The organism is Pedobacter sp. Leaf250, assembly GCF_920984735.1.
In the GTDB taxonomy this organism is placed as follows: domain Bacteria; phylum Bacteroidota; class Bacteroidia; order Sphingobacteriales; family Sphingobacteriaceae; genus Pedobacter.
Window position 1 is genome coordinate 50507 of the sequence record NZ_CAKLBU010000026.1, and the last position, 10708, is coordinate 61214.

Below are 10708 nucleotides of genomic sequence, written 5' to 3' on the forward strand. Positions count from 1 at the left end.
AGTGTCGGGATAAACTGTGCCTCGCAATGACGTGGAGAAAAGGTTTTTTGTTAAGTTTTTGGTTTTACCCTCTACCTTAAACCTCTAAACCCTTTACCTTATTTTGAAACTACTGTATGTTGTTCTGCAGCAATTCCTTTTTCAGCTTTGCCAGCATTCATAATTTCAGTTTGTTTACGGATAGATTCGCCGTGCATCAATTCTAGGAATTTTTCTGTGAAGTTCAAATCTAACTTTAAAGCTTTTGCAAAGGCATGTCCTTTCTTGATAATGGCATCCCAACGGTTAACCTGTAAAATTGTTACCTGATTATCACGTTTGAATTCGCCGATTTTTTCTACGATAGCCATACGTTCACCTAATTTTTGCAATAAGATGTCATCAATTTTATCGATTGATTTACGTAAATCGGCTAGTTTATCAGCAAAAGCTTCATTTGGTGCTTCAGGCTCACGAACGGTTAAACGGTCTACCAATTCAGATAATGCAGCAGGCGTAACTTGTTGTTTAGCATCTGTCCAGGCCACTGAAGGATCGACATGAGATTCGATCATTAAACCTTGCATATCTAAATCCAATGCTTTTTGAGAAATGTAAGGAATTAACTCACGGTTACCGCAAATGTGACTTGGGTCGTTAATAATTGGCAATTCAGGACATAAAGTTTTCAACTGAATAGCAAGTTCCCACATTGGTTCGTTACGGAAAGAGCTCTTCTCGAATGAAGAAAAACCACGATGGATAGCACCAATTTTAGTGATACCAGCACCATTAATACGCTCGATCGCACCAATCCACAATTGTAAATCAGGGTTAACCGGGTTTTTAATTAATACAGGAACATCATGACCTTTTAAAGCATCGGCAATTTCCTGAACAGTAAATGGGTTCACTGTAGAACGAGCCCCAATCCAAAGAATATCTACGCCTGCAGCCAAAGCCTCTTCAACGTGTTTTGCATTTGCAACCTCAACAGCCGTTGGTAAACCAGTTTCTGCCTTTGCACGTTTTAACCATTCTAAACCAATACTTCCGATACCTTCGAACTCTCCCGGACGAGTACGTGGCTTCCAGATACCTGCTCTTAAAACGGATACTTTACCAGTTGCAGCTAATAAATGTGCTGTAGTTAATAATTGCTCTTCAGTTTCTGCGCTGCAAGGGCCAGAGATGATTAATGGTTCGTTGTTAACGTTTAACCAAGTGTTTAAAGGTTGGATGTTTAAATTAAGTTTCATGATTTATGGCTTGTTTTTTAGTCCGAAGTCCGTAGTCGGGTGTCCGGAGTTATATTTTGATTTTAGTTATTATATTTCTTACTATTTATCTTCGGACTCCTGACTCAGGACTTCCGACTTATTTATACTTTATCGTTCTTTTGATACTCTCCGAGGATATTAAAATTCGAAGTGTATTTTAATGCTTTTCTAATGGCTTTATCATACTTTTCGGTACTTGGCCATTCTAAGTCGACGTAAAAATAATATTCATTTCTTTTACCCAACACCGGCATAGATTGTATTTTTGTTAAGCTTACTTCTTGTTCTGCAAAGATATTTAATACTGTTGCTAAAGAGCCAGCTTTATGACCAACCTGAAAACAGATTGAAGCCTTATTTATTTTTTTTCCCTCGTCTGTTTTATCTTTTTTCAGGATGAGGAAACGGGTATAGTTTTTCTTGTTCGATTCTACCCGGCGCTCCAATATGTTTAACCCATAAAGCTCTGCGGCTAAACTATTTGCTATAGCCATCGTGTCGGTTAGTTTTTCTTCCTGAATACGTTTTGCGCAAGCAGCTGTATCATTGCTTTCTACAATTTTAATGTGCGGGTAATCGTAAAAAAAATCGATACACTGACGGATGGCGATAGGGTGAGAAGTTACGATTTTGATATCTTCGAATTTCACACCTGGCAATGCCATTAAGTGCAATTGTATTGGCAAATAAACCTCGCCAACTACCGAGAAACCATAATCGCGAATTAAGGTATAATTTGGTAACAGACTTCCTGCAATAGAATTTTCAATAGCCATTACTACGAAGTCAGCCTCGTTTTTTTCCAGCTTGTCGCATGTTTCTTTAAATGAATTGCATTCTACAGTTTCGATGTTTTTACCAAAGAATTTGTAAGCTGCTTCTTCATGAAAAGATGCTTTAATACCTTGAATTGCTACTCGTTTTGTCGTTTCCATTTTTGCGTAAAACAAAAAAAGTCCCGGCTGTTTGCCGGGACTTTTTTATACATTTTAATATTGTTATATATCTTTTTGCATATTAGCCCCGGCTCTTACTAAAATAGTAAAAGTAACCAAAGTAATATGTGTTGAATAATTTCATTTTTGTTTTTTGAATGAGCCAAATTTAATAACAAAATTTAATTTGTCAATAGGAAAATGAAATTATTTTTAATAAAATTTAATTTTGTTTGATTTAGGCCGTTTTTGAGATGGGTATGAAATGGGGGAATGTGGAGGTTGAGGGGGTAGAGTGTTTTTGTCTTAGCCAGACGGGCTTTTTTCTTTTGACAACAAAAGAAACAAAATTGCCGGCTGAAAATTTTTGTTTTGAAGTTTCTGCTTTGGCACATACAGTGCATCCCCAAAAATTTGTTAGGCCGGATTTAAGTAGAACGGAGATTGTGTGGTAGGGCTTTGCTGGGTGAAAATTTGAGTCCCGATTACTTTATAATTATTAGGTTGTAAATCGAATTGTTATGTTGAAAGTAAAAATATTTCCAAAGAAGCAGTTCGTTGTTCCTAAACCTCCTATGAATAAACCTCTTTTTCCAGTGGCTTTGAAAGCTATTCCCTTTTAATGAGCAAAATAATGCCCTTGCCCTGAGAATTGGCTCTATCTAGAATTTATATTAATGCCTCTCAGAAGCTGTTATTTTATAAAAATATTAAAAACTTAGCTATATCCTCCTATTAGCGGTCATTAATTTGCCGCAGGTATTTATTAATACTCAAGTTTAAAGATAGCCGCACACTGATTAAAGCAGGTTGACGCGCAAGGTTTAGAAAGCAGTCTATCATATCTTTACAGCTAGTTTCGTTTTTATTTGACCAGACCCGGCACATATGGTACCGAATGAATTCAGACATATCTTATCCTTTGTAATAGCTTTCTGGCTACTTTGATTATGGCCCTGCGGGAACCAATCCTTGCAGACCATCTGCTGTAGCACAGGGTTAAAGCAGGATCTGTTCTTATACCCACCCATGCAGACTCTACAAGTAAATACCTAAGCCGGCGGTGCTGTCTTGTTGTTATACTTCCTTTTCTATCGTCTTCACCTGAGGAATGCTGCATTGGGCATAACCCAACAAATGAATTGAGCCTATCTGAATTCTCAAAACGGGTAACGTCAACAATTTCTACAATCAGCACAGCGGCTGTTACGGGCCCTATGCCTGGTATTGAGCAGAGCAGCCTGAAAATAGTTTGATAACGTACCTTACACATGAGTTTGCGTATCTCCTTTAAGGTATCTAGTTTCTCAGATCTGATGGTTTCCATTATCGAGATCTGCCTGTCCAGCACAACTCTGATGCTCGACTCCCCACAGCTAATCTGTTTTAGCCATTCCACAAATGCATTGCTCCAATTGGCCTTTGCAAATCTATGGGGTATTTCAATACCCATCAGGCGTAGAAGCCCTTTTATCCTATTTTTTGCCCGGGTGAGGTCATTACTGTAACGCTCATTGAGACGTACAAGTTGTCGATCGGCTTCAAGCTCAGGATCAGGAACATAGACACCTTCCAGCTGGCCAGCCTGAAGTGCCTCTGCTATTCGCCGGGAATCATTCCTGTCGTTCTTATTCTTCGTACTCTTATCAGTCCTGGGAACATCCGCTGCATTCACCGCAATGCAGCTTATCGATAGGGCAGCAAAAGCACGCTGTATCCAAAACCCACAGAATCCACTTTCGTAGGCACATTCATAATTCGCCTTAGGGTAACTGGTTAGAAGAAAATTCCTAAGCCCCTCAACAGAAGGAGGAGACTGAACAAAACTTTTAAGGTACTGCTTACCTAAGTAGAGGGAGATGGTCCAACTTTTAAGGTGCACATCGATACCACAGCTTATCGTGTGACCGCTAAAATCTAATTTTTCTGCTAAATTTGTCATGATCTTAGTTCTCTTGTTTATATAAATTTAACTATTGTGGCTTGCAAAAGACCACTCGAACTAAGATCACTTTATTACATAGATACTGATAGAAATGAAAATACTTTTTGTTGCAGGTACTCAACAAGCCATTACTGGCAACAACAAAAAGATTGTAATGGATAGCAGGGCTACATAAGCCAAATGAACCGAACCTTACATTTCCAAAATCTTTAAAAAATTAGTCATCCGATGAATATCTGCAAAATGCCAATATTTATCGAATGACTTTAGTTTACAGCTATAAAACAAAAAACGGTCTGTAAAATACAAACCGTTTTAAATATTATCCTGTTGAACTTAGCGTTCGCTGTTTTTCGTTAAAATCTTTAACGTTGTTATTCTTGGCTTGCTCTTCAGCTTCGTGTAATTCTTGCTGCATTATTTTCGCAATTTTGGTGCTGCCATCATGACTCCAGCCTGGTGGATTAAACAAGTATTTAACCTTATCCGTAAAAGTTGGTGCCTTTTTAACATCTGCTTTAAGTGCAATAAACTCATGGAAAATAATGTTAACCGGACCGGTATCTTTAGGTTGCGTGGTTAAGCCATATTTGATTTCATCTTCAGGTAACTCAGCCTGGAAAGTGCCAAACATTCTATCCCAAAGAATTAACACCATACCCATATTTTTATCCAGATAACGCACATTGCTGGCGTGATGAACGCGATGGTGTGATGGTGTGACGAAAACATACTCATACCATTTCGGGAAGTTGATTTTATATTGAGTATGGACCAGGTTGCCGTAAATTTGAGTGACCAGATACGCAAAAAGTATATCCATTGCAGTGAAACCCATAAAAGCAAGTGGTAGATAGAAGAATACCCGGTATAAAGGTTCGAATACGGTTGAACGAAAACCAGTTGTTAAATTAAAATGCTCTGATGAGTGATGGGTAACATGCATGGCCCAGAAAAAACGCACATAATGACCAACTGTATGCAGAAACCAATAAAGAAAATCTTGTGCTAAAATCAGAACCAACCAATAAATCCAAACGTTTGAGATTTGAAATAAACGAAACTGGTAGCAGTATTCTAATAAAAAGAAAGTGGCTGTTTTCATACCTAAATTAATGATTACAGCGGCAATCATCAAATAAATATTGGTCCAGGTATCGCGTTTGGTATATAATTTTTTGTCGTGTGCATAGCTGAAATACATTTCAACCAAGGTTAAAACGATTACAAAGCCAAATAAGCCGCCAACAGAAATATCACTTCCGGTAAACTTCATTTTTTATAAACTATTATAATAATCCAAACTGCTCAAAATATCGGCATTGGTTACACGGCAGTTGAACGTGCATTTGCCTGTCGTTTCTAAAAGAGAGAACAGAATATTTCCATCTTCATTCTTTTTATCACTTTGCATTAATTCTAAAAGCGTTTCGAAACTTTCTTGTTGAATATGATATTTTGGATATAACGATAAAATATAGCCGCTGATATCTTTAAATTCTTCTTTTGTTAATCCGCTGTTTTTGATGGATAAAGCTGCCTCGCAAACAAAACCAATGGTAATCGCCTCGCCGTGAGTAAGTGGGTTTTCATCGTTAGCGAGCGAATAACTTTCTACAGCATGACCAATAGTGTGACCGAAGTTTAAAATTTTACGCAGATTTTTTTCATGCGGATCTATAGTAACCACTTCGTTTTTAATTTCTACCGATCGGTAGATATCTTCGGCTGATGGCGTTAAATAATCGGTAGTTTTTAATTTTTCATAATAGGCCTTATCATAAATTAAACCATGTTTAATCATTTCTGCAAAACCCGATAAAAGTTCGCGTTGAGGTAAGGTTTCTAAAAACTTTGTTTCGATAAAAACCATCTGGGGCAAGGTAAATGTGCCCACCATATTCTTCACATTATCAATATCAATCCCAGTTTTGCCACCTACAGAGGCATCAACCTGCGATAGTAGGGTAGTAGGAACATTAATAAAATCAATACCACGCTTGTAAGTTGAGGCAATAAAACCACCCATATCGGTAATTACACCACCACCTAAGTTAATCATCAAACTTTTGCGGTCGGCTTCAAAATCAAGCAAGGTTTTCCAAATACCGATGCAAAAATCGATGTTTTTATTTTCTTCGCCAGCAGAGGTTTCAATTAAATCAAAATCAGCAAAATCATCCATCATCGATTGAAAAACAGGCAAACAGATTTCGCTTGTATGCTCATCAGCAAGAATAAAAACTTTACTGTATTTATTGCTTTCTAACAGTATTTTTAAGGCGTTTAAACTGCTTTCGAAATAAAGCGAATGGCCTGCACTAGTTAAGGTTTCCATTATATTATTTCGATTTTATCTTGTTCAAAAGTGATGATATCGCCAACTCTAACTTTATAACGTTTGCGAAATTCGACTTCTCCGTTACATTTTACTAAGCCATCCATTACAGCAGCTTGCGCATCGCCTCCAGTACCTACCAAGCCAGTTGCTTTTAAAAGCTGGATCAATGGAATAAACTCGCCCTCTAATTTGAATTGTATCATTTTGCTGCAAAAATACGATTATTTCGATGTTTTACGTTCGTAGAATGGATGCTTTTTATAATTTTGCATCCATCTGACTTATTATACATCAAATGATTGATTCTATTCCCAATAAACAACCTAATTTCGACAATACGGAAGTTGCTTTCCGACAAAAAACTAACGCCGAATTAAAAAAGGCATTCTGGTTATTTAAAATGATTGGTAGCAATTTCTTAACTAAAGTTGGGCCAGCTATAACTAATTTCTTTTTAAATATTGGCTTGCCGATTCAAGGCGCCATAAAAGCCACCATTTTTCAGCAGTTTTGCGGTGGCGAGACCATTGCAGAATGCGATAAAGCCATTGTTCAATTGGCTAAAGGTGGCGTTGGAACTATTTTAGATTATTCTGTTGAAGGTGAAGAAGAAGAAATCGTATTTGATGAAACTTGTCAGGAAATTATCCGTACCATTCTTCGTGCTGATGGCGACCCTAACATCCCAATTACTGTCTTTAAAATTACAGGTATTGGTCGCTTTGCATTATTAGAAAAGTTAGACGCAAAGCAAACGTTAACCGCTGATGAGAAAGCGGAATTCGATAAAGTAAAATTACGTTGCGAAATGATTTGTCGCACTGCTTTTGATAAGGGTGTGCCGGTTATGATCGATGCTGAAGAAACATGGATTCAGGATACAATTGACGAATTGGCTTTGGATATGATGCGTAAATTTAACCAAGAGCGAATTATTGTTTACAACACTTATCAAATGTATCGCCACGATAAACTGGCAGATATGAAAGCTGACCACCTGATTGCTAAAGCCGCAGGTTTTATTTTAGGCGTTAAAATGGTTCGTGGTGCTTATATGGAAAAAGAGCGCAAACGTGCTGCCGAAATGGGTTATCCATCGCCAATTCAGAAGGATAAAGAATCATCTGATAAAGATTATAATGAATCGTTGCGTTATTGTGTAGATCATATAGAAGAAATTGCCATTGTTTGCGGAACGCATAATGAAGATAGCAGTCGCCTGTTAACTTATCTATTAAATGAGAAAAATGTTGCTCATAATCATCCTCATGTATATTTCGCACAGTTATTGGGCATGAGCGATAACCTAAGTTTCAATTTGGCCGATGCAAATTACAACGTCGCAAAATATGTTCCTTATGGCCCGATTAAAGCCGTTATGCCCTATTTGTTTAGAAGAGCGCAGGAAAACACTTCGGTTGCTGGGCAAACAGGAAGAGAATTGGGATTGATAGAAAGGGAATTGAAAAGAAGAAAACTTTAGTTGTTATTCTTAAGAATCTGTTAATAGATTGCAGATTCTTCTAATACAAAATGAGCCTGATTTAAGCAAAATCACCAAGTGTTTTTTTTTGGAAATAAAAGTGCTTGGTTCTTTTGAAAATACAGTCCCGCTTTTTGCTACAATCTTTTTGTTATTGTCAGTTCTAACTTGTTTGAAATATAATACAAAAAGTATTTTCGCTCCAATCGGGTTTAAGAATTTAGTGCAGTACTTAATTTCCAATATTTCTTTCCGTATTTCCGTGGGAAAAAATTTTCATTTAGCGGAATGCAAACGCTAACGAATTACAGAATTAAGATGCTGAAATAAATTCATGTTAATGACGGTTACAGGTAGCAGCAAAATTAAACGTTGAAACATGTTATTTCTTCACAACAAACCCTTGCTTTCCAGTTAGCAAATCATAAAACAAAATGAAATCACTGGCTAAGCTATAACCTGGATATTTAAATGTTGCGGGTTTATTTTTTTCAAAAAAGAAATGCCCAACCCAGGCAAATCCATAACCTAAAACAGGCATTGCCAAAAAGAAAAGCCAGTTATGAAACATAAATCCCGTAAAGAAAGCTAACACTACTAAACCAGTACCTATAAAATGAAGAATACGCGAAGCTGTGTTAGTATGCTCACTTAAATAATAAGGGTAAAACTCTTTTAATGATTTATATTTCTTTTCTGCCATAACATTGTTTACAAAATTCCGTTCGCTTTTAAAAAAGATTCCAGTTGTGCTGGTTTATCAGTCATTAAAAGTGTATTCAAACCCACTTTTTTGGCACCTTCAATGTGTTGAGGGCTATCATCAATAAATAATGTTTCAGCAGGGTTAAGGTTGGTATCTTTTAAAACCTGCTCAAAAATATTGGTATTGGGCTTACGCAGTTTCATCTGTTGAGAAAAATAAGCTTTCTCAAAATAGTCGTCGTAGTTATTAAGCTTAAAGGTGGTTTGTAAATAATTAATAATCCAATCGTAATGGATTTCGTTATTATTACTCAATAAAAATGTACGGTATTTATCTTTAACTTTTAAGAGCAGATCGTGGTTTTCCTGAATGGTTCCAATTAATAAGCTGTTCCAGGCCTCATCAATTTGTGCATCTGTAAGTTCAGGTTTATTTGCAGCTTTTCTAATGCCGTCGCGAAATTCTGACTGTGAAATTGCACCTGTTTCAAAATCGTCAAACAATTGATTATGAGATTTATGTGCAAAGAAATTTTCAATATCAGTAATGCCTAACTTTTTAAAGGAATCTTGCGCTATTCTAAAATCTATATCGAAAATTACGTTTCCGTAATCAAAAATGATGTTTTTAATATTCTGCATCTGCTTTAATTTTCGACAAATATCTTCAAATAATTATTAATGGTTACTAAAATTGATATTTAATAACAATAAGGACAGCTAATTTTAATAGCGTCGTAAAAAACCTAACCCTATAAGTTGTATATGAATTAAATCATCTGAATGTCATCAGAATTTTAGTAGCTTACCAAAATGGATGATAGAATAAATTTTATACTCGGCGTTATATTTATATTAAGTGGTATTTCAGTTTTCTGGTTAATTTTTGCCAGTAAGAAAATTTAACAAGGAATTGATCTCCATACATTGATAATATCTCATGGATTTTAAATTTCATGATATATTTTTTTATTAAACATCATTAATAATAGGTTTATCTATTAAAATACTCACCCTATCTATTAAATTTTTCAAACCTTTTTTCTTTTGATATGTTTATAGAATCTAAAACGTTCAAAAATTAAATGCAAGGAACAGTAAAATTTTATAATGAATCAAAAGGTTTTGGTTTCATTAAATCTGAAGATGGAGAAGAAATCTTCGTTCACATTACAGGATTGGTAGATAAAATCAATCAGGATGATCAAGTTGAGTTTGAAGTTACTCAAGGTAAAAAAGGACTTAATGCTGTTAATGTAAAACTAGTTTAGGCAATGAGACTTGGGACGGTTAAGTTTTACGATGATGAACAGGGATTAGGCTTGATAACACCTTCAAACGGTGGAAGAGATTTAGTTGTTTCTGCTCAAGGTTTAATAGATAAAATACAGACTAAAAATATTGTTGTATTTGATCTTAATTTTTCTAACAGTAACGTAGAAGTTATTAAAGTTTCTGTTTTAAAATCCTAGATTGATAATTATTTAAAATTATATAAAAAGCAGGCTAATTAGTTAGTCGTGGTCGGAAGATTTTTCTTCCGACTTTTTTTGTTTTTTAATTAATGAATTATCATCATAAACATCTGATTATCAGAATTTTAAATTTGTTTTTGTTGTTTTGTTTTCTTATCTTATAGGCTGATAATCAATTAAGTATGTCAGTTTTTAAAGACCATAAAATCTCATTTAAGCAAATTTTAGAGTTTGTTCCAAAGGCCTTGCTGAGCCATCTTTCAGCAACCACGAAGGTGGATTACTACAGCAAAGTGCTGCATGGTGAAAAAATGTTTTATCTGCTCCTGTTCTGTATTTTTGATAATGAGAAATTGAGTCAGAGAACCCTGGAAGATACTTTTAACAGCAGTGGTTTCAAGGCTTTGTTTGGATTAGGTGAAGAAGAAAAAATACGGTGTAGCTCTATCTCCGAAAGGCTTTCAAAAATCGACCCCAATTACTTTAAAGAAATCTATGAGTATATTTACGAACGCTTTTCCAGTCTTTACGATAAAGCAGAAACAGAGAAGTACAATCTGATAAG

The 10708-nt window shown here is 35.7% G+C and carries 11 protein-coding genes and 1 pseudogene; 4 read left to right on the forward strand and 8 right to left on the reverse strand.

The window, feature by feature from the left end; translation table 11 throughout:
• Nucleotides 1–98: 98 nt before the first annotated feature.
• From LUA91_RS18600 to LUA91_RS18625, 6 genes are all read right to left on the reverse strand, one after another.
• Nucleotides 99–1238 carry a chorismate mutase gene (locus LUA91_RS18600; RefSeq protein WP_231427613.1) on the reverse strand — a complete coding sequence of 380 codons (1140 nt, stop codon included), beginning with the start codon at nt 1236–1238 and terminating at the stop codon, nt 99–101.
• A gap of 122 nt (nt 1239–1360) precedes the next feature.
• Nucleotides 1361–2194: a prephenate dehydratase gene (locus LUA91_RS18605; RefSeq protein WP_231427614.1), complete on the reverse strand. Its 834-nt coding sequence runs from the start codon at nt 2192–2194 to the stop codon at nt 1361–1363.
• 904 nt (nt 2195–3098) lie between these two features.
• Nucleotides 3099–4136: an IS110 family transposase gene (locus LUA91_RS18610; RefSeq protein WP_231427615.1), complete on the reverse strand. Its 1038-nt coding sequence runs from the start codon at nt 4134–4136 to the stop codon at nt 3099–3101.
• Nucleotides 4137–4461: 325 nt separating this feature from the next.
• Entirely contained in the window at nt 4462–5415 is a 954-nt protein-coding gene (locus LUA91_RS18615) for a sterol desaturase family protein (RefSeq protein WP_231427616.1), read from the reverse strand.
• 3 nt (nt 5416–5418) lie between these two features.
• Entirely contained in the window at nt 5419–6477 is a 1059-nt protein-coding gene (aroB, locus tag LUA91_RS18620) for a 3-dehydroquinate synthase (RefSeq protein WP_231427617.1), read from the reverse strand.
• Complete coding sequence (locus LUA91_RS18625) at nt 6477–6683, reverse strand: RNA-binding S4 domain-containing protein (RefSeq protein ID WP_010599515.1); 207 nt, start codon at nt 6681–6683, stop codon at nt 6477–6479. The genes aroB and LUA91_RS18625 overlap by 1 nt, the downstream gene beginning before the upstream one ends.
• A gap of 92 nt (nt 6684–6775) precedes the next feature.
• Here LUA91_RS18625 and LUA91_RS18630 point away from each other — a divergent pair, with 92 nt between their 5' ends.
• A complete protein-coding gene (locus tag LUA91_RS18630; protein WP_231427618.1) occupies nt 6776–7963 on the forward strand; it encodes a proline dehydrogenase family protein in 1188 nt (395 codons plus the stop codon).
• A 382-nt stretch (nt 7964–8345) separates the two neighbouring features.
• Here LUA91_RS18630 and LUA91_RS18635 read toward each other — a convergent pair whose 3' ends face one another.
• Nucleotides 8346–8666, reverse strand: coding sequence for a DUF962 domain-containing protein (locus LUA91_RS18635; RefSeq protein WP_231427619.1), 321 nt, complete (start codon nt 8664–8666; stop codon nt 8346–8348).
• 8 nt (nt 8667–8674) lie between these two features.
• Nucleotides 8675–9310 (reverse strand): HAD family phosphatase, encoded by a 636-nt coding sequence (locus tag LUA91_RS18640; RefSeq protein WP_231427620.1) that lies wholly within the window; start codon nt 9308–9310, stop codon nt 8675–8677.
• A 443-nt stretch (nt 9311–9753) separates the two neighbouring features.
• On the opposite strand from LUA91_RS18640, the gene LUA91_RS18645 reads away from it, so the two are divergent.
• The 3 genes and pseudogenes from LUA91_RS18645 to LUA91_RS18655 all read left to right on the forward strand — a co-directional run.
• Nucleotides 9754–9939, forward strand: a complete 186-nt coding sequence (locus tag LUA91_RS18645; protein ID WP_231427621.1) for a cold-shock protein — start codon at nt 9754–9756, stop codon at nt 9937–9939.
• A 3-nt stretch (nt 9940–9942) separates the two neighbouring features.
• Nucleotides 9943–10140 (forward strand): cold-shock protein, encoded by a 198-nt coding sequence (locus LUA91_RS18650; RefSeq protein WP_231427622.1) that lies wholly within the window; start codon nt 9943–9945, stop codon nt 10138–10140.
• Between the two features lie 185 nt (nt 10141–10325).
• Nucleotides 10326–10708 (forward strand): annotated as a pseudogene (locus LUA91_RS18655) (IS4/IS5 family transposase); the annotation flags it as partial.

What these genes read in the sequence shown, in the direction of transcription:
- LUA91_RS18610 (WP_231427615.1), bottom strand. Translation starts at nt 4,136, where the DNA reads ATGACAAATTTAGCAGAAAAATTAGATTTTAGCGGTCACACGATAAGC.
- LUA91_RS18605 (WP_231427614.1), bottom strand. Translation starts at nt 2,194, where the DNA reads ATGGAAACGACAAAACGAGTAGCAATTCAAGGTATTAAAGCATCTTTT.
- aroB (WP_231427617.1), bottom strand. Translation starts at nt 6,477, where the DNA reads ATGGAAACCTTAACTAGTGCAGGCCATTCGCTTTATTTCGAAAGCAGT.
- LUA91_RS18640 (WP_231427620.1), bottom strand. Translation starts at nt 9,310, where the DNA reads ATGCAGAATATTAAAAACATCATTTTTGATTACGGAAACGTAATTTTC.
- LUA91_RS18650 (WP_231427622.1), top strand. Translation starts at nt 9,943, where the DNA reads ATGAGACTTGGGACGGTTAAGTTTTACGATGATGAACAGGGATTAGGC.
- LUA91_RS18635 (WP_231427619.1), bottom strand. Translation starts at nt 8,666, where the DNA reads ATGGCAGAAAAGAAATATAAATCATTAAAAGAGTTTTACCCTTATTAT.
- LUA91_RS18615 (WP_231427616.1), bottom strand. Translation starts at nt 5,415, where the DNA reads ATGAAGTTTACCGGAAGTGATATTTCTGTTGGCGGCTTATTTGGCTTT.
- LUA91_RS18630 (WP_231427618.1), top strand. Translation starts at nt 6,776, where the DNA reads ATGATTGATTCTATTCCCAATAAACAACCTAATTTCGACAATACGGAA.
- LUA91_RS18645 (WP_231427621.1), top strand. Translation starts at nt 9,754, where the DNA reads ATGCAAGGAACAGTAAAATTTTATAATGAATCAAAAGGTTTTGGTTTC.
- LUA91_RS18600 (WP_231427613.1), bottom strand. Translation starts at nt 1,238, where the DNA reads ATGAAACTTAATTTAAACATCCAACCTTTAAACACTTGGTTAAACGTT.
- LUA91_RS18625 (WP_010599515.1), bottom strand. Translation starts at nt 6,683, where the DNA reads ATGATACAATTCAAATTAGAGGGCGAGTTTATTCCATTGATCCAGCTT.